Annotated in this window: 15 protein-coding genes; 7 read left to right on the top strand and 8 right to left on the bottom strand. The window is 65.8% G+C overall.

Features of this window, described 5'->3' with window-relative positions; all coding sequences use genetic code 11:
* Nucleotides 1-31 precede the first annotated feature (31 nt).
* The 5 genes from DXK94_RS15550 to DXK94_RS15530 form a co-directional block, all read right to left on the bottom strand.
* Complete coding sequence (locus DXK94_RS15550) at nt 32-1474, bottom strand: SLC13 family permease (RefSeq protein ID WP_309544329.1); 1443 nt, start codon at nt 1472-1474, stop codon at nt 32-34.
* A gap of 231 nt (nt 1475-1705) precedes the next feature.
* Nucleotides 1706-2089 (bottom strand): universal stress protein, encoded by a 384-nt coding sequence (locus DXK94_RS15545; RefSeq protein WP_115525655.1) that lies wholly within the window; start codon nt 2087-2089, stop codon nt 1706-1708.
* 43 nt (nt 2090-2132) lie between these two features.
* A complete protein-coding gene (locus tag DXK94_RS15540) occupies nt 2133-4160 on the bottom strand; it encodes a tripartite tricarboxylate transporter permease (RefSeq protein ID WP_115525654.1) in 2028 nt (675 codons plus the stop codon).
* Nucleotides 4161-4168: 8 nt separating this feature from the next.
* Complete coding sequence (locus tag DXK94_RS15535; protein WP_115525653.1) at nt 4169-5362, bottom strand: hypothetical protein; 1194 nt, start codon at nt 5360-5362, stop codon at nt 4169-4171.
* A 72-nt stretch (nt 5363-5434) separates the two neighbouring features.
* Nucleotides 5435-6514: a PrpF domain-containing protein gene (locus DXK94_RS15530; protein ID WP_115525652.1), complete on the bottom strand. Its 1080-nt coding sequence runs from the start codon at nt 6512-6514 to the stop codon at nt 5435-5437.
* 275 nt (nt 6515-6789) lie between these two features.
* Between DXK94_RS15530 and DXK94_RS15525 the strand changes: the two genes are divergently transcribed.
* Complete coding sequence (locus tag DXK94_RS15525; protein ID WP_079596979.1) at nt 6790-7704, top strand: LysR family transcriptional regulator; 915 nt, start codon at nt 6790-6792, stop codon at nt 7702-7704.
* A gap of 14 nt (nt 7705-7718) precedes the next feature.
* Here DXK94_RS15525 and DXK94_RS15520 read toward each other — a convergent pair whose 3' ends face one another.
* Both DXK94_RS15520 and DXK94_RS15515 read right to left on the bottom strand, forming a co-directional pair.
* Complete coding sequence (locus DXK94_RS15520) at nt 7719-9284, bottom strand: succinic semialdehyde dehydrogenase (protein ID WP_115525651.1); 1566 nt, start codon at nt 9282-9284, stop codon at nt 7719-7721.
* A 1-nt stretch (nt 9285) separates the two neighbouring features.
* Entirely contained in the window at nt 9286-9612 is a 327-nt protein-coding gene (locus DXK94_RS15515; RefSeq protein WP_115525650.1) for a GYD domain-containing protein, read from the bottom strand.
* Nucleotides 9613-9718: 106 nt separating this feature from the next.
* Between DXK94_RS15515 and DXK94_RS15510 the strand changes: the two genes are divergently transcribed.
* From DXK94_RS15510 to DXK94_RS15495, 4 genes are all read left to right on the top strand, one after another.
* A complete protein-coding gene (locus tag DXK94_RS15510; protein ID WP_115525675.1) occupies nt 9719-10519 on the top strand; it encodes an alpha/beta hydrolase in 801 nt (266 codons plus the stop codon).
* A gap of 125 nt (nt 10520-10644) precedes the next feature.
* Nucleotides 10645-11586 carry a carbohydrate kinase gene (locus DXK94_RS15505; RefSeq protein WP_079597020.1) on the top strand — a complete coding sequence of 314 codons (942 nt, stop codon included), beginning with the start codon at nt 10645-10647 and terminating at the stop codon, nt 11584-11586.
* Nucleotides 11587-11665: 79 nt separating this feature from the next.
* Complete coding sequence (locus DXK94_RS15500) at nt 11666-12958, top strand: DUF6379 domain-containing protein (protein ID WP_115525649.1); 1293 nt, start codon at nt 11666-11668, stop codon at nt 12956-12958.
* Nucleotides 12959-12992: 34 nt separating this feature from the next.
* Entirely contained in the window at nt 12993-14471 is a 1479-nt protein-coding gene (locus DXK94_RS15495) for a DUF6379 domain-containing protein (protein ID WP_115525648.1), read from the top strand.
* 74 nt (nt 14472-14545) lie between these two features.
* Here the strand turns inward: DXK94_RS15495 and DXK94_RS15490 are convergent, their stop codons facing one another.
* Nucleotides 14546-15490: a LysR family transcriptional regulator gene (locus DXK94_RS15490; protein ID WP_079596973.1), complete on the bottom strand. Its 945-nt coding sequence runs from the start codon at nt 15488-15490 to the stop codon at nt 14546-14548.
* Nucleotides 15491-15725: 235 nt separating this feature from the next.
* Between DXK94_RS15490 and DXK94_RS15485 the strand changes: the two genes are divergently transcribed.
* Together DXK94_RS15485 and DXK94_RS15480 are read left to right on the top strand one after the other, a co-directional pair.
* A complete protein-coding gene (locus tag DXK94_RS15485) occupies nt 15726-17015 on the top strand; it encodes an ABC transporter substrate-binding protein (protein WP_115525647.1) in 1290 nt (429 codons plus the stop codon).
* Nucleotides 17016-17068: 53 nt separating this feature from the next.
* Nucleotides 17069-18028, top strand: a complete 960-nt coding sequence (locus tag DXK94_RS15480; RefSeq protein ID WP_115525646.1) for a carbohydrate ABC transporter permease — start codon at nt 17069-17071, stop codon at nt 18026-18028.

The raw sequence follows: 18028 nt of genomic DNA, 5'->3' as shown, positions 1-18028 counted from the left end.
GGGAAGTCCATTCCGGGGCCTTCGGCGATGCTTACATGATGCCCGTGGGCACCAGCAGGACCCATGCCAGTGCCGGGGCGGTCAGCACCACGGCTCCGGCATAGATCATCAGCTGCTTGTAGACGCGCTGCCTGTCGTTTTCGCGGGCGTTGGCCACTACAAGGGCACCGTCGGTGGAGAAGGGGGAAACGTCGACGACGGTGGCGGCAATGGCGAGTGCTGCCACCGTTCCGGAGGCGCTAAGGGTGCTCGTGGCCAGGAGCGGACCGGCCAGGGGGATGAAGGCGGTGAGCAGCGCCGTCGAGGAGGCGAAGGCCGAGCCGACGCCTATCACGTAGCAAAGGACGAGTGCGATGAGCAGCGGTGCTCCCAGTGCCAGGGCCTGCTCGGCGAGGGTGTCGATGACTCCGACGTGCTGGAGCAGGGAGACGTAGGTGATCATGCCGGCCACCAGCAGGACCGTGGACCAGGAAATGCCGCCGATGAACGTCTGGTGTTCCTTGATGTTGATCAGCGCCAGCAGGAGGCCCGCGGAGAGGGCAACAAATCCAATCGGCATGCGGAAGCCCAACGTGCAGACAAGCATCGCAACGATCAGCACCAGGGTGAGGATCTGCTGGCCGTGCGGCCTGATGGTGCTTGGTACAACCAGGTCGGCGTGCTGGCCCTTTTCGCCGTCCCGGAGGCGGCCCAAGAGGGCGAAGATGACAATTGTCAGGACGGACAGGATGAGGTTGAGGGCGAAGCTGGCCGTGAAGAGGGCACCCTGGGAGATGGGGAAGCCGTTGTCCAGCGCGATGTCATGGACCAGCACGCCCGCCACGGACAGCGGGGAGAAGCCGCCCGCGTGCGCTCCGTTGATGATGAAGGCGCCCATCAGGACGGGATGGATGCGCGACTCGTAGGCGAATCCGATCGCCGCGGGTGCCAGCAGTGCGACGGCGGCAGGGGAGAAGGTGCCCAGCGCCGTCAGCGCCGCGGCCAGCAGGAAGAAGACCCAGGGAAGCACCAGCGTCTTGCCCCGGACAAGGCGGACGCAGGTCTGGACGATGATGTCGATGGTGCCGTTCCGCTGGGCCATGCTGAAGAAGTAGGTGACACCGATGATGGTCAGGACGATGCTGGCAGGGAATTCCGCGAGGATTTCCCGGTCGGTCATCCCCAGCATGAAGTAGCCGATGCCGAAGGATGCCACCAGGCCCATCACACCGATGTTCAGCGGCCATTTGGTGGCCACGATGAACATCACCACGAGGACGACGAGCGGGACGATCTGGGTCGCGGTCATGGTCGGCTCCGAATCCGTGGTGGCCGCCGGGGTGAAAAGGTTCCCTCCCAGCACGATGGCCACCAGACTCAGAAGCGCGAAACCGGCAGCCGCAATCAGTAGGATACGGCGGCGGGGCCGGGGCCCGGGACTGTGCTCCCGGGAATCGCCCTCCGGGGCGGCGGTCTGTTGCTCGGTGCTAATCATGTGGTCTCCTCGTGGATCGGGCCCCCGCTGCAACTGCTGGGGGCGTGCGAAGGAGGCAGGGTGACTGGTTGGCCCCCCTGCCTCCTTCTGGTGCTGTCCCGCCCCGCGCCCGTCCTTCGGGGTTCCTGTTGCGATGGAATGCGGGGTGGGACATGCCTGCCGTGCGTTGCCGGCAGCCAGTGGGGGACCGGATGGAGGCGGTCCCGCCGTGTGGTTGGTTGAGCAGGATGGTCAGTTGAGCCGGTCTGCGCGGACGGCGAGTACGGGGCAGGTGGCGTCCAACAGGATGCGCTGGACGGTGCTTCCCAGGATGAGTTTCCCCACCATGGAGCGGTGCCGCAGGCCGATGACGATCATGTCCACGTTCCGGTCCTGGGCGATCTGGATGACCGCGTCACCGGGGTCTGCGAGGACCGAGGATTCGAGATGCAGTGCCTGCCCTGCTGCCTGCAGCCGGTCTTCGATGTCCTTCAGGTCATTCGCCTCCAGGCCGTGATGGCCGCGGCCAACGTTGACCACAAGGAGGTCTGCTTTCCTGAGCACTGCTTCGGCGATGCCCTGGGTGAGGGCTTCGCGGCCCTCAGGTGCGGGGGCGTAGGCAACGAGAACCGTCATGGTTTTTCTCTTCCGTCGTTTTCGGTGGTGGACATGCTGGTTCCTAGACGAGTGTGTTGAGCCAGCCCTGGGGCAGGTCGATGGGAAGGAGCGACGGGAGTGCGAGGAGCACCACGTACAGCACCGCTGTGTAGACCACCGCCGTCTTGAGCCGGGCCCTTGCGACTATCAGGAGGAAGGCCGGGATGAAGATCGTGACTGCGATCAGGTATCCGAAGGCGGCCGTGAGGGCCAGGAACCCTGTCATCCATAGGAAGGTCTTGAACGCGAACTTCGCGTCAAGGGTCCAGCCTGCCTTCGCGGGCTGTGTGGCAAGGATCCCCTCTGCCTCCTCGGCGATGGTCTGACCTGCCTTAGGGGTCCTGCCGCGAAGCCTTGTCCGGATCTCAATGAAGAGCAGGATGCCGGAGAAGACCAGGCCTCCGATGCTGACCAGTTGGGGCACCAGCCGGGCCTCGGGCGAGAACGACGCCGAGGAAATCTGTGCTGCTGCGAAGGCGGCGGCGAAGATGCCTGCGGCGGCGAGGGACCAGGTGGAGTCCTTCAGCGGGCTTTCGTCATCTTCCGGGCGCTCGTCCCGGTGTCCGTCGTCGAGGTTGGTGTTCCTGCGGGCGCGGATGAACTTGATGAAGGCCCAGAGGATGGGCAGGATGAGGATGGCGAGGAAGACCAGCACGCCGGGGCGGGCCATCCAGTCCAGTCCGTTGTAGAGGCTGTCGGTGAGGAAGTAGTAGCGTTCCAGCGGGATTGCCAGGACGAACCCGATGAGGAACGGCGCCCTGGGGAATCCGGTGGACTTCAGTAGCCAGCCGAAAACGCCGAGGATGATCATCACCCAGAGGTCGCCGAGCTGGCCGCCCTCCTGGAAGGAGCCGAGCAGCATAACGGCCACGAGGCCTGCAGCCAGGACGGCGAAGGGGACCTTGGTGAGCTTGGCGAGCTGCTTGACGCTGAGGAAGCAGAACAGGGCCCCGAGGATGGAAGCAATCGCGAAGGACCACACGATGAGGTACATCAGGTCCAGGTGTTCGGTGATGATGGACGGGCCCGGCTGGATTCCGTACGTGAGCAGCATGCCCAGGAGCATTGCCGAGGGGACGCCGCCGGGGATGCCGAACAGAAGGGTGGGGATGAGGTCGCCGGCTTCGACGGAGTTGTTGGCGCTTTCGGGGCCGACGATGCCGCGGGGGTCGCCCTTGCCGAACTGGCGCTTGTCCTTGGCGGTTGCAACGGCCTGGCCGTAGGCCAGCCATGTTCCGGCGGTGGCGCCGACGCCGGGCAGCACGCCTGCCCAGATGCCGATGAGGGCGCCTCGAATGACCTGTGTCCAGTGGGACAGCCATTCCCGGATGCCCTTGCCCCAGCCTCCGCCAACGGTGATGTTCTCCGTCTGGCCGCGGCGCTGGCTCGCCCGTGAGGCGATTTCGGCCAGGCCGAAGATGCCCAGGGCCACGGCTACCAGTGACAGTCCGTCGCCGAGGAACAGGCTGCCGAAGGTGAAGCGTTCCTCGGCCGTTGTGGGTGAGGTGCCCACCATGCCGAGGACCAGGCCGAGGAGGCCTGCGGAGATGCCCTTGATGATGTTGCCGCGGGAGAGCACGGCGGCGAGGGCTACGCCGAGGACTGTCAGCATGAACAGTTCCGGGCTTGCGAAGGACAGCACGAGGGGCCGGGCGAGGGGTATGGCGAGCGTGAGGCCGACGGCGCCGATGATGCCGCCTGCCATGGAGGACAGGAACGCAAGCGTCAGTGCCCTGGCGGCCTGCCCTTTTTTGGCCATGGAGTAGCCGTCGAGCATTGTCACGCTGGCTGAGGCGGAGCCGGGGGCACCAAGCAGCACGGCCGAGACCGTGTCTGACGTGTGGACCACGGCGAGTGCGCCGATGAGGAGTGCCAGGGCCTGTGGCGGTTCCATGCCGAAGGTGATGGGCAGGAGGATGGCGACGGCGCCGGTGCCGCCGAGGCCGGGGATGAGGCCCATGATGAGGCCGGCGACTGTGCCGATCAGGAGCATGATGAGCAGGGACGGGTCAGCGAGTGATGCCAGCGCTGCCATAGCGGAGTCAAGCATGATGGTCCTTATTCAACGTGGATGTTGTAGGTGCTCTCGAGCAAGTCCTTGACGTAGGACCTGACGGAGCTGCTGACGGTGTAGGCGTCCCTGACGCGGTTGGCCATGTCCGCGTCCGCTACCAGGGGGTAGCCGCCCAGGACTTTCGCTGCCTTTGCCTGGAAGCCCTGGTCGGCGCCGAGCTTTTCGTTTGATTCACGCAGCAGCGTGATGGCCTTCTCGGGCGTGTCCTTGGGGACCCAAAGGCCCTTTTGATAGGTGTACGTCAGGCCGAGCAGGGTCTTGTACGCCTCGAACTTTTCCCCTGAGGGCTTCTTGCCGTGCAGCTGCTCGTACGCTTCCACGACCGTGGGCACATCCGGGAAGTTGGGGTCCCGGACGACGTTGCCCGAGCCGTCCAGCTGCCCGAAGGACATCAGCACGGTGGCTTTGCCCTCCTTGGCGATGCCCTCCACGGCGGAGCCGTAGGCGGAGGTGGTCTGGTAATCCAGGTCGATCTCTCCCCGCTGCAGTGCCAGGTTGACCGGGCCGCGGCCTTCGAAGCCGAAGGTGGAGGTCACGTCCGCTTCGAGCAGATCGAAGGCGACGAGGGTGGTGATGTCCAGCCCGGTGGCGCTGATGCCTCCGAATTCGAGGGGCTTGTCCCTGTTGATGAGGTCGCCGATGCCGTTGACGCCGGCTTCCGTCCGGGCGTAGATGACGCCGCCGGTGCCGTTGACCACCACGGGTTTCAGGTCCTCGAACGAGTACTTCACGGCCGAGCGGCCCAGGACCCACGGAACCACGGTGGACGCGGTGCCCACCAGGATCTCGGTGCCGTCGGTCTTTGCCGAGCGGGCGAACTTGTTGGTGCCCGAGATGCCCTCGCCGCCGGGTTCGTTGACGGGCGCGAAACCGGGGCGGCCCGGGATGTAGTTGGTCAGTTCCGTACCGATGAAGCGGGCCCAGGTGTCGGTGCCGCCGCCGGAGGCCAGGGGAATCAGGAATTCAACGGTTTCGCCGCTGTAGTTCCCGTCTTCGGTGCTGGAGGGCGGGTTCAGGAGCCCTTCGCCCAGCACGGTTGTTGCCAGGCCAAGAACGGCGAAGGAGGCTACTGCTCCCAGCACCATGCGGCGGCTGTGCTTGGCCGGTTCGGGCTGTTCCGGGGCCGCTGTTTCCTGGAGGCCTTCGGGGGGTTCCAGGGAAGACTTTTGACTCGTCATTGAGGGGTCCTTAATCATGTGCCGTGTCAGCTGTGGGGGCAGCCGGAGGGGGCGTGCTTGTAATGGGGCGCTTTACCAGGTGTCCGGCAGCAGGAGTTCCGCGTCGGCAAGCCGCCGGGCACTGCGCAGCGCACCGACAACGGGGACCCCGTCCCTGGCTTCAGACCAGGTCTGGACCAGGCCGGCAGGGGTCCGCAGGGTGACGCCCTCTGAAACGTCACTGGAAATGAGGTTCGCCGCCACGGTTCCGGTGTGCTGGGCCGCCATGGTCAGAGCAACGCTGCCCGTGATGGCAAGGGCCGGGTGGAGGCGGCCCATGGACAGCATGCGGACCACCAGGTCCGCTTCGTCGGACTGCCCGGCCCTGGCCACGAGGGCCAGTTTGGGAATGGCGCGTTCGGCTTCCGCCCGGCTTCCGGCCAGTCCCATCTGCACCGCAGCGTCTCGGCGCATGTCATCGAGATGCACCAGCAGTTCGGTCCGCGAGTCGATCTCTGCTGCCGTTTCGTGGCCGGTCAGGCCCACGGATTCGGCTTCCACGATGACAACGGGAGCGCCGGCGTCGATAAGCGTTGCCGGCACCTGCCTGCCGTCAAAGGTGACCTTGTCCATTGGCTCCCCGGAGGGGAAGAGCTTTCCCGTTGTCCGTCCGGCGGGGTCGAAGAAGCCCATTCCCACCGGCATGCCCGGGAACGGTACACCGGGGATGACCTGGTCGCCGGAGTAACCCAGTTCGCCGCCGGGTGTATCGACCTTTTGCAGGATGAGTTGGTTGGTGTTGGTGTTCAGGGTGCGGACCAGCGTGGTCTCAGGACCCGCTTCCACCCAGCCGCGTTCGATGGCATACGGGGCGACGACGGCCGAGCAGTTGCCGCAGTTGCTGCCCCAGTCGACGCGCTGTTCCTCGATGCCCACCTGGGCGAAGGTGTAATCCACATCCGCTTCATCGGAGAGCGAGCGGGACAGGATGACGGCCTTGCTGGTGGTCGATGTACCGCCGCCAACACCATCGATCTGGCGGTTGTCCGGGCTCCCGTAGAGCCGCAGGAGGACCTCATCCACGGTCTTCCCCGGGACCTGCAGGCTGTCCCATTCGAAGACCCAGCACTTGCTGGTTCCGCCACGCATCCAAGCGGCAGGGATCTTTACCATGATTGCTTTCACACCTTTCCCGGCGCCGGAATACGGGCGATCTGCCCTGTCGGCTAACCCAGTGTGATGCCCATCGCAGATGAATTACAAACGCTAAAAACTGCATATCCCTGCACTTTTACTTCATTCGAAGCACCCTGAAACTACGCGTCAGTAACGTGGACTGGGTCTTTTGGGGCGGGGACCGCGACGGCACCCCGCGCCGCGCCGCGCTGGATGAAGTAAGTGGCTAAAATTGTTAGGGGGGTATAACGAAAACTTCAAGGAAGGCCGCCATGCTGAACGTTCGGAGACTGGAACTGTTGCTGGATGTTGTGGAGCTCGGTTCGATCACTGCCGCGGCAGAGAAGCACGTCTATTCCCCCTCCGGCGTTTCGCAGCAGCTCCGGCGCCTCGAGGCCGAGGTGGGGCAGCCCCTCCTGCAGCGGCAGGCCAGGGGAATGGTGCCCACGGACGCAGGCCACGTCCTGACGGCCCACACACGAAGAATCCTCCGCCAGATGGCAGCGGCGGAAGCGGACCTTGCCGAGATCGCGGGGCTGAACCGGGGCAGCCTCACCATGGGGACGTTTCCCACCCTGGGTGGTTCGTTCCTGCCGTTGGTCATCAGCAGGTTCAAGGCGCAGTACCCGGCGATCACCCTGCACGTGCGCAGCAGCCGCTTTGATGACCTCATTGAGATGCTGGAAAACGGGCAAGTGGGGATGTCCCTGCTCTGGGACTACGAATGGAACCGCCTGAGCCCGGAAAACTTCGCCCTGACAACCGTCTTCGAAGATGCCACAGCCCTCATCGTGGGCAAGGACCACAGGCTCGCCCGCCGCAAGCAGGTGGACATGGCGGACCTGGCGAATGAGGAGTGGATTGTCCGGGAAGAGGAGCACCCGGTGGTCGAGGTGCTCCACCGCAGCGCCCAGGCTGCAGGATTTTCACCGCGGATTTCCTTCCATGCCAATGACTACCAGGAGGCCCAGGCCATGGTCAGCGTGGGCCTGGGTATCGCCCTTGCCCCACGGACGGCTGTAGTGAACAAGCACCCAGGTGTCAGCATCGTCTCGCTGGGCTCGAGTGCCCCCTCCCGCCGGGTGCTCCTGGCACACCGGCATGACAGGGTCAGGGCGGCGGCCGAGATCGCCTTCCAGACGACGCTGCTGGAGGTAGCCAAAGACAAGAGTGTCGACTTCCGGTGACGGGAACGGAACGGTCAGGGGAACCTACCCATCAGTTTGATGGCGCCCCTGACGAGCCGGGCGTACCGCTCGTTGGTCATTCCGGGCGGCGTGCCAACGGGGAGCAGCCGTTGCACGGCGACGGTCTGGGCTTCGGTGTATTTCAGGATGCCTGCCCGGCCGTGCCGCCGCCCCGCCCCGGAATCCTTCATCCCGCCCATGGATGCATCATGGGACGCCCATGCGGCCGAGTACCCGTCATTGACGTTGACTGTTCCTGCCAGCAGGCGCCGTCCCACGCCAACTCCGCGACGGGCAGACCAAACACTCGCGTTCAGTCCGTAGGGGGAGTCATTGGCGAGGGCCACCGCCTCGTCGTCGTCCTCCACCCGGTACACGGCCACCACGGGTCCGAACGTTTCCTCCCGCGCCACCAGCATGTCGCCGGTCACGTCTGCGAGGATGGTGGGCTCGTAAAACAGCGGCCCCAGATCTGGCCTGCCCCGGCCGCCGGTGATGAGCCGGGCGCCTTTGGCCAGGGCCTCCTGGACATGGCCGTTCACCCTCTCCAGTTGTTTCCGGCCAGTGAGTGGCCCCATGTCGATGTCCCAGCCAGGCCCCGCACCAAGTCGCAATGCCTCAACCTGCCCGGTGAAGGTGGCGAGGAACTGCCCATAAACCGCGCGATGCACGTAGATCCGCTCGATGCTGATGCAGAGCTGCCCGGAGTTGGAAAAACAGGCCTGCGCGGCGCCCCGGGCGGCCCTGCCGATATCCGCATCGTCGAGGACCAGCAGGGCGTTCTTGCCGCCAAGCTCTGCGGAAAAACCGATGAGCCGGTCCGCGCACTGCTTGCCCACGATCCTGCCGGTTTCCGAGGACCCGGTGAACATCAGGAAGTCCACCCCGCCAATGATCGCCGGCCCCAATGACGTTCCGTCTCCGGTGACGATCTGGAACACGTCCTCCGGCAACCCCGCCTCCCGCAGCAGCTCCAAGGCTAGGAGTGCGGAAAACGGGGTCTGCGAATCGGGTTTGAGGACAACGCCGTTGCCGGCCAACAGGGCGGGAATGGCGTCCGAGACGGCGAGCGTCAGGGGATAGTTCCACGGGCTGATGATGCCCACCACGCCCTTGGGGACCCGGTATTCTACGGTCCGTGTCAGGCCGGGCGCCGCGCCCCTGCGTCGGGCGGGGCGCAGGTGACGCTCGGCCGTCCGTACGTAGTAGGCGGCGGTGAGGGCGGCGTCCGCGAGTTCCTCGAACGCGTTCAGCCGGGACTTGCCGCTTTCAGCCTGGACCAGGTCCAGGATCTGCGCCTCCTGCCGGAGCAGCAGCCTGTGGAAACGCGCGACGACGGCGCGGCGCTCCCTGATGGAAACAGCGGCCCAGGTCCGCTGGCCCGCGCGGACGCGGGCAACAGCATTTTTGACGTCGGACGGGGTACAGGCAGGAACCTCACCCACAAGGCTCCCGTCCATCGGGGAATAGGACGCCCGCACCGGGCTGCCGGCCGCGCTGGCCACGAGGTTGGAAAGGCGGGACAGGCTTGCAGGAGCCACCGGCTTCCAGCCCGTTCCAGCCGACGTCGGGCCGGGCATGTCAGCTGCCCGGCGGCTGGTATTTGATGTCTGCCGCTTTCTGCAGGGCTTCCATTGTTTCCTCCACGCTCATCAGCACCGTGGTTTCGAGTGAGCTGAGCGCTCCGCCGCCGCTGATGGCGAGGGCTACGGCGGCCATGGAGACGTTGTCCGGGGCTTCCCAGAGGTTGTAGCCGTCGTGGCTGCCGAAGGCGTACCAGAATCCGTGCAGTTTCCCTCCAACAGATTCGATGTATGCCTGCGCGGCCGTTCGCCGGTCCTCGGGGTTGTTGATCAGCCGGCTCCAGGTCTCCGGTGTGTAGCTGAACTTCGATAGATAGAGCGGCATTGTTCTGATCCTTTTCGTCCGTGCTGGAGGTGCGGATCCACCCAGAATGGCAGTGCCGGGCCCTGACGGCAACGGCGGGCCGGGTCCTGCACGGTACGCTCGGCACATGGTCCAGCGGCACAGGTATGGCTACGGTGACGACCCCAGCCAGTGGGGCGAGCTTTTCCTGCCGGAGGTGCCCGGGGGCGGGAGGCACCAGGGTGTGGTGGTGGTGATCCACGGCGGATACTGGCGCTCGACGTACGGTGCGGAACTGGGGGAGCCGATTGCCCTGGACCTTGCCAGCCACGGCATGGCGGCCTGGAACCTGGAGTACCGGAGGGCCGGAAACGGCGGGGGCTGGCCGCACACCTTCCAGGACGTGCTGGCGGGGATCGACAAACTCCGCGACCTTGCCGGCCGGCATGCGCTGGACCTGCGAAAGGTTGTCGCCCTGGGGCACTCCGCCGGGGGCCACCTGGCGGTGTGGGCGGCAGGACGGGACCGGCTGGGCCGGCTGGGGCTGGAGGCCGAACAGCGCGAAGTCGTGGCCACAGCCGACGGCGTCCGCCTCACCGGAGTGGTGAGCCAGTCCGGTGTCCTTAATCTGGCGGAAGCTGAAAGGCTCAACCTCAGCAACGGTGCCGTGGCCAACTTACTGGGCGGGCCGTCGTCGGACGTTCCGGGACGGCACCGGTACGCGGATCCGACGGCTGCGCTGCCGCTGGACGTCCCCGTCTACGCCGTGCACACGACCGAGGACGAGGACGTACCGTTCGGCATGTCCGCAACGTACGTTGAGGCAAGCCGCGGCGGAAAGGTGCCCGCGCAGCTGGTGACGGTACCCGGGGACCACTTCGCGCTCATCAACCCCGACGATGCGGCCTACGTGAAGTGCCGGGAGCTGGTCGAGGAGCTGCTCGCCTAGAAGGCAAAACGGCTGCCGGCACCCTGACGCAGGGGCAGCGCATCAGCCACCCGCGTAAGGGCTGGGATTACCGTCATCGTGCTTAGCAACGTGCCGGCCAGCCGCTCCTCTGGCAGAGTATGAGCATGCTCACAGTTATTGGCGAAGGCCTCGTCGACGTTGTCCAGCGCGCCTCCGGAATCGAAGCGCACGTGGGCGGCAGCCCCCTCAACGTGGCGGTGGGCCTGGCCCGCCTGGACCACCCCGTGCAGTTCATCGGCCGGTACGGCCGCGACGCGTACGGCGACTCGGTGGCGGCGCACCTGCGCGCCAGTTCCGTGATGCTGCCGCTGGGCCCGGACGAACTGCCCACCAGCGTGGCCACCGCCCTGATCGACGACGACGGCGCCGCCACCTACACATTCGACCTCACCTGGCAGCTTCCCGGCATCGCTGACCGGCTCGCCTTTATGCTGCAGGGCACCACCCTGCTGCACACCGGCTCCATCGCCACAATGCTGGCGCCGGGCGCCACCGACGTGCTCGCCGCCGTCGAATATGCCCACCCGCGCGCCACCATCAGCTTCGACCCCAACTGCCGGCCCAGCATCATCACCGATGTGGCCTACGCGCGGCGCCACGCGGAGAAGTTCGTGTCCCTGGCGGACGTGGTGAAGGCGTCCGACGAGGACCTGGCCTGGCTGTACCCGGACATGGACGTGCTGGACGCCGCGCGCCGCTGGCTGACCCTGGGCGGCGCGGAAGGGCCGGCCATGGTGGTGGTCACGCGCGGCGCGGACGGGCCGTGGGGAATCACCCGGGCCGGCGAGGCCAAGGCGGATGCGCCAAAGGTTGAGGTGGCGGACACCGTGGGTGCCGGGGATTCGTTTATGGCGGCGCTCCTGTCCGGCCTGGTGGACCGCGGCCTGGACGGTGCGCAGAACCGCAAGGACCTCCGGGAACTTCCCGCCGAAGGCCTCGCCGAACTCCTGGCCCACGCGGCGCGGGCTGCTGCTGTCACGGTCTCGCGTCCCGGTGCCAACCCGCCCACGCGGGCCGAGCTGAACGGGGCGCCCGGGGAGGGTTAGGCAGAATACTCACAAACTTAGGTGTGAAACCGACATAATGCTGTTACGCTGGTTTTGCACCTAGAGAGAGTGAGCAACGATGCTTCTCGAAAGAGACCTCATCCAGTCCGTCGGCTTCCGCAACGTCACCGAGGGCGGACGCGTGACCGGCTTCCAGTTCCGGGTCCGGATGCCTTCATACCGCGGCATGGCCGCGTCCCTCATCGACGGCATCGCCGTCCGGGTAGGCAACCTCGCCGACGTCGGACCCGACGTTCCGCTGTGGACCCTGGGCGGGCGGACCTACACCCTGCAGCAGCTCTGGGAGAGCGACGGCGTCCGCTGGCCCCTTGAGGGGGCGGCAGTGGTCACCGTTCCGCTCGACGGGGGCCTGCCGCAGGGCGTCCATGACATCAGCATCGAATTGCGGCTGCGGATGTCCTACATCCCGGTTGAGCACCAGCCCACCACCCACCGGGTCAGCCGGAAAGTAACGCTGGCGCCGGAAGGCGGCGACGGTACCTTCCGCTACGGCGTTTCCCTTTACAGCTTCATGGGCGATTACGGCACCGTGATGGACCTGGAAACCGCGTTGGCGGCCGTGGCGGACGTGGGCGCCACCGGCGTCGAGATCCTGGGCGAAGGCCACGTGCCCGGCTACCCCGAACCCACCCCGGCATGGATCGACAACTGGTTCAGCCTGCTCGAGAAGTACTCCCTGGAGCCCACGAACTACGGCTCCTGGATAGATACCCGGCTGCACCCGGGGCGGAGCATGACGGCTGCCGAGGGTGCCGAGGCACTGCAGCGTGACCTGCGGCTTGCCTCCCGGCTGGGTTTCGGCTTTGTGCGGCCCAAGATCGGCGTGGTATCCAGCGACCTGGTTCCGGACCCGATCTGGACCGAGTCCGTGGAACGCTCCCTCGACCTGGCGCACGAGCTGGGGATCATCATCTGCCCCGAGATCCACTCACCCACGCCCATCAAGCACCCCGTCGTGGACGACTACATTGGCCTCATCGAGCGGACCGGAACCAAGAACTTCGGCCTGCTCATCGACACCGGAATTTTCCAGGACCGGCCCATCCCGCTGCGTGAAGGCGAGACGCGCGCAACCCGGCCCGCCTTCCTGGACGGCATCGGCGTCGACCCCGCCGACTTCGCAGCAATCGCCCAGTACGTGGTGTTCATCCAGGCCAAGTTCCACGACATCAACGAGCAACTCGAAGACCAGCAGATTCCCTGGCTGCCGGTGCTCAAGGCGATCAAGGACGCCGGCTACACCGGCTACCTCTCCAGTGAATACGAAGGCGAACGCACACCCTGGCGGGCCATCGAACAGGTGCGGCGACAGCACGCGCTGATCCGCCGCATCACCGCCGGACTTCAATAAAAACCCAATCCTCCTCCCAGCAAAGAGACCAGCCATGCCAAACGGACTTCTTGACGATTCAAGCCTCCGCACCCATCCCGAGGGCCTTGCCCTTGCCCTGACGCTGCCGTGGTACCGGAGCCTGTGGCTTTCCTCGGTCTCCAGCCTGCGGCTCACCATCGACGGACAGGACGTTCCTGCCGATGACCTGGCCCTGGAACTCGGCGGCGTCCGCTACGCACTCGCCGACCTGCCGGCCCGGAGCGAAACCCTCTGGTACCTGCAGGAGCACCCCCTGCTGATCGCCAAGCGGGATACCCCGGTGGCCCTGGGCGGGCAGCACACGGTCCAGCTGATCGGGGAGCTGCGCCTGCCTTACATGCAGATCGCCCCGGGCCAGGACGGCGGCCCCGGCATGTACGTCCCCAACTTCGTGAACCAGACACTCGAGCTGACCGTCACGGACAGGGCGGCTGCTGCTCCTGCATTGACGACGGCGGTGGCCCCGCCTCCGCCGAAGGCTGAGGACGATCCCTTCTCGCTCGGGCTCACCCTGTACTCCGCCAGCGCCGAGTTCAGGGCCGGCTGGTACGACTTCGACGGCCTGCTGAACCGCGTGGCCGGGCTGGGCATCGGCCCCGGCATCGAGATCGTGGCCTCCCAGGTCCTGCCCACCTACCCGCACGTGACGGATGGCTTCGCCCGTTCCTGGCAGGAGGCCTTCGACAAGCACGGCTTCACCGCCAGCTCCTTCGGCGCCAACCTGGACATGGGCCGCCGACGGGACCGGGACATGACTCCGGACGAGGAGTATGAGTTCACCGGGACGCTCTTCCATGGCGCCAAGAAACTCGGCTTCCCGCTGGTCCGCATCCAGAGCGCCAAACCGGAGCTGCTGCGCCGGCTCCTGCCGCTCGCCGAGGACCTCGAACTCAAGCTCGCCTACGAGATCCACGCACCGCTGGGCCCCAACTCGCCGGAAATCATGAAGGTCCGCGACGTCTACGCGGAACTCGATTCGCCGCTGCTGGGTTTCGTGGCGGACTTCTCCTCCACCATGCACAGCATGTCCCCGACGCTCCTGCGGGCCGTCCGCCGCGCCGGGCTCGACGACGAAGCCATCCACACGCTGCAGGCCATCTGGGCTACCGACGCCCCAATGCGGGCCCGGCAGGAGGAGTTCATCGGCTACCTCCGTGGACGGGACTTCGATCCGGCCCGCCTAGGTTCCTTCGCGCACCTGGCCTTCAACATGCACGGCCACGTCAGCCCGAAGGAGTGGGCGGACATCATGCCGCAGATCATGCACGTCCACGCGAAGTTCTATGACATCGACGAGCAAGGAAACGAACCGGCCATCGACTACCCGGAACTCGTCCGGGTATTCGTCGAGGGCGGGTACCGCGGCTACTGGTCCAGCGAGTGGGAGGGCCACGCCTTCGCCGAGCTCGGCGAAGTGGATCCGCTGCTGCTGGTCCGCAAGCAGCACGACCTCATCCGCAATAGCATGCGGTCTGTCCTGGCATCCGCCTGACCCTGCAATCCCAAATGCTTTGGTGCCCGCCGGTCCATCCGGCCGGGCACCGAGGCATTTAAGCGCGCGTTTGTTTACGGGGCTTCCTGGGCCGCAGCCGCTGCAACAATGCCGGCAGCCTCCGTGAAGAGCTCCCGCATCCACTCATGCTCCGAATCGCGGTTATGGACGGGGTGCCACCACAGGGCGTTGACCAGCGGCGTCGCATCGAAGGGCAGCGGCAGGATCCGCACCCCGCCGACGCGCAGCGCGAACGGCACCAGCGCCGCCTGGATGAGCGCGATCCGGTTGGTACCCACCACGAAGTGCGGCAGGGACTGGAAGCTCTCCACCACCACATCCACACGCGGCTCAACACCGAGCTGCATGATCTGGCGTTCTGCCGACGTTGACGCCGAACGGGTCTGGTAGGTCATCACCCAGGGAAGTTCGGCGATGTTCTCCATGGTGATGTTCTCGCCAACGGCGTCATTGGAGGACGAGACGACGGCGACCCAGCCGTCCCGCCACAGGTCCAGGTAGGGGAGCCCGGTCAGGAAGCCGTGCGGAATCACCATGCCGTCCACCGAACGCAGGCGGTTTGCGGCGTCCTCCACCACCATCGGGTTGTGCAGCATGAACCGGAACCGGACCCCGGGGGCGCGCTCGGCCGCAAGCTCCGAAACCACCCTTCCGATGGTGGTAAAGCCGTAATCCGAGCCGTAAATGGAGAACTCGCGCTCTGATTCGCTCGGCTCCCAGGTCGCCTGGCTTTCGAAGACACGACGGGCGGCCTCCAGCGCCGTTGTGGTGTGCTCCGCCAGCCGCAGCGCGAAGGGCGTGAGCTCATAGGCATTGCCCCGGCGGGCCAGGATGGGATCCCCGAAATGGGACCGGAGCCTCGCCAGCGAGGCGCTCAGCGCCGGCTGGCTCAGGTGGAGCCGCTCGGCCGCCCTCGTCACGCTCCGCTCGGTAATCAGGGCATCCAGCGAGATCAGCAGGTTGAGGTCGAGCCGGGAAAGCAGGACATTATTCGTCACGGCACGTCGATCTTTCAACGGTGAACTTTCGTCCCGCCAGTGTATCAGCGGCATCAATAGGTTCTGCGGTGTGCATCACATCCTCCGATGCGGATTGCTTCTGCAGACCCCCGTTCAACTTATGTCTGCCATCGGCAAGACTTATGTGCTTTTTCTGCACATCTCCCGCATACTGGTGAGTGACCGGGGTCACGGCTCCCGGATAATTTCGACAACGAAGTCAGAAAGGCTGGACATGACACAGCACCGTCGCTATTCGGGCCTGAAGGCCGGCGCCCTCGCCGTCCCCACCATCGCAGCCCTCGTCCTTACAGGCTGCTCGGCCTCCACCGGCAGCAACGCCTCTTCAAGCGGCTCGCAGGAATTCTCCCTGTCATTCGCCACCTCCAACACCATCGAGAGCCCCTTCCAGGTACTCGCCGAGAAGTACATGGAGACCAACCCGAACGTCAAGATCACGTTCAACCCCCAGCCCAACGACTCCTATGACCAGACCCTGCGGACCCAGCTCCAGGCCGGCAACGCCTCGGACATTGTGGTGACCTCGCCGGGCAGCGGCCAGGGACGCAGCATCCTTCCGCTGGCGGAGGCCGGGTTCCTTGAGCCCCTGGACGATTCCGCCAAAGAGCTCCTGCCTGAGGGGAGCGCCAGCAGCTTCGGCCCGGAGGGCAAGGTCTTCGGCCAGGCAACGGCCATTACTGTGTCCGCACTGGTCGCGAACGAGGTTGCGGTCAAGGAGGCCGGCGAGTTCCCCGCGGACTTTGCGGCTCTTGAACAGCAGTGCAAGTCCCTCGAATCGTCCGGGAAATCCCTCTTCGCCCTTGCCGGCGCGGCGCCTCCGAACACGGGCCTTACCGCGATGTCCCTGGCAGCCTCCCGCGTTTACGCGGAAGACCCCCAGTGGAACGACAAGCGCGCGGCCAATGAGGTCACCTTCGCGGGCTCGGATGGCTGGAAGTCGGCACTCGAAGCAGTCAACACCCTGAAGGACGCAGGCTGCTTCCAGAAGGGCGCGGCCGGCGCCGGTTTCGACGCCATTACCAAGGGCCTTGCCAGCGGTACGTCACTGGCAGGATTCATTCCGGCCACGAGCTGGAAGCAGCTGCAGTCCGCCGCTGCCGGTTCCGAATTCGGCGTGCGGGCACTGCCGGCAGAAAAGGGCTCTGGCAACGACTACGTCTACGCCAGCGCCAACTACGCCTTCTCCATCAACGCCGCCTCCAAGAACAAGGACGCCGCCAAGGCGTTCCTCGCCTGGGCTGCCGAACCGGAGCAGACCAAGGCGTTCGCAGAGATCGACGGCGCCCTGCCGGTGAGTGGCATCGACAGCTACGACTTCGAGGGCGGCGCGTACAAGAACGTCGGCGACCTGATCAAGGACGGAAAATACGGGCCGTTGCCGAACAGCCAGTGGCCGAACTCCGCCGTCTACGACGCCCTCGCAACCGGCGTCCAGGGCATCATCACGGGGCAGAAGACTCCTGACCAGGTCCTGCAGGCCATGGACGCCGCCTGGGGACAGTAGCCGTTCTTCACTATCAACGTTCCGACCACTCAAAGGGACAAGCAAGGAATACCATGACTGCGACGATGCAACCGAAAAGCGAAGCAGCAGAAGCACCCCGGCGAGGCAGGCGCACTCCGGGGGCGGGACAGAACGCCCGCCCCCGGGGCCGCGGCCTGGAGTTCGGACACTGGTGGTGGGCCCTGCCGGGAATCGCACTGGTGGTTGCCATCCACTACGTGGCAACCGGAATCGGCGGATTCTTCGCCTTCACCAACTGGACGGGCATCGGCTCGTTCAAAATCACGGGCTGGGCCAACTTCGAGGCCATCTTCAAGGACCCCACAAAAGTCGGAGCCCTCTCCAACACCCTTTTCCTGGCCTTCGGCTCGGTTCTCCTGGGCAATATCGCAGGACTGGTCATTGCGTTGGGCCTGAACCGGGTCCTCAAGACTCGCTACATCCTCCGGACCCTCTTCTTTATGCCGGTGGTGCTCAGCCCGCTGGCCACGGCCTACATCTGGAAATACATTTTCGACTTCGACGGTCCGCTCAACGCCCTCCTGACGGCAATAGGCGCCGGCGACCAGGCCAAGCCGTGGCTGGCCGACCCGCAGTGGGCCATCTGGACCGTCCTGGTGGTACTGGTCTGGTCGTCAACCGGCTTTGCCATGGTGATTTTTATGGCCGGCCTGGCCGGCGTCCCGGTGGAAGTCGAGGAAGCGGCCGCCATTGACGGTGCCAACCTGTGGCAGCGGTTCCGGAACGTTACCCTGCCCGCCATCCGACCCGCCGTCGCCATCGCCACCACGCTGGGAATCGTCCAGGGACTGCGCGTCTTCGACCCCATCATGGCGCTCACAGGCGGCGGACCCGCGGGAGCCACGGAAACGCTGGCCACCCAGGTCTACAAGCAGGCCTTTGCGCTCGGGAACTTCGGGGGCGGTGCCGCCCTGGCCCTGGTGCTCGCCGCCATCATCCTGATCTTCGCCGTACTCCAGCAGCGGCTGACGCGTTCGAACCCCGAGGACTAA

Source organism: Arthrobacter sp. RT-1, from assembly GCF_003367205.1.
Lineage (GTDB): Bacteria > Actinomycetota > Actinomycetes > Actinomycetales > Micrococcaceae > Arthrobacter.
This window is presented reverse-complemented; position numbering and strand designations above follow the sequence as displayed.

Bases quoted from the DNA above. Each gene is read 5' to 3' on its own strand.
- DXK94_RS15510 (WP_115525675.1), top strand. From the start codon at position 9,719: ATGGTCCAGCGGCACAGGTATGGCTACGGTGACGACCCCAGCCAGTGG.
- DXK94_RS15495 (WP_115525648.1), top strand. From the start codon at position 12,993: ATGCCAAACGGACTTCTTGACGATTCAAGCCTCCGCACCCATCCCGAG.
- DXK94_RS15480 (WP_115525646.1), top strand. From the start codon at position 17,069: ATGACTGCGACGATGCAACCGAAAAGCGAAGCAGCAGAAGCACCCCGG.
- DXK94_RS15500 (WP_115525649.1), top strand. From the start codon at position 11,666: ATGCTTCTCGAAAGAGACCTCATCCAGTCCGTCGGCTTCCGCAACGTC.
- DXK94_RS15540 (WP_115525654.1), bottom strand. From the start codon at position 4,160: ATGCTTGACTCCGCTATGGCAGCGCTGGCATCACTCGCTGACCCGTCC.
- DXK94_RS15530 (WP_115525652.1), bottom strand. From the start codon at position 6,514: ATGGTAAAGATCCCTGCCGCTTGGATGCGTGGCGGAACCAGCAAGTGC.
- DXK94_RS15545 (WP_115525655.1), bottom strand. From the start codon at position 2,089: ATGACGGTTCTCGTTGCCTACGCCCCCGCACCTGAGGGCCGCGAAGCC.
- DXK94_RS15485 (WP_115525647.1), top strand. From the start codon at position 15,726: ATGACACAGCACCGTCGCTATTCGGGCCTGAAGGCCGGCGCCCTCGCC.
- DXK94_RS15535 (WP_115525653.1), bottom strand. From the start codon at position 5,362: ATGACGAGTCAAAAGTCTTCCCTGGAACCCCCCGAAGGCCTCCAGGAA.
- DXK94_RS15505 (WP_079597020.1), top strand. From the start codon at position 10,645: ATGCTCACAGTTATTGGCGAAGGCCTCGTCGACGTTGTCCAGCGCGCC.
- DXK94_RS15515 (WP_115525650.1), bottom strand. From the start codon at position 9,612: ATGCCGCTCTATCTATCGAAGTTCAGCTACACACCGGAGACCTGGAGC.
- DXK94_RS15550 (WP_309544329.1), bottom strand. From the start codon at position 1,474: ATGATTAGCACCGAGCAACAGACCGCCGCCCCGGAGGGCGATTCCCGG.
- DXK94_RS15520 (WP_115525651.1), bottom strand. From the start codon at position 9,284: ATGCCCGGCCCGACGTCGGCTGGAACGGGCTGGAAGCCGGTGGCTCCT.
- DXK94_RS15525 (WP_079596979.1), top strand. From the start codon at position 6,790: ATGCTGAACGTTCGGAGACTGGAACTGTTGCTGGATGTTGTGGAGCTC.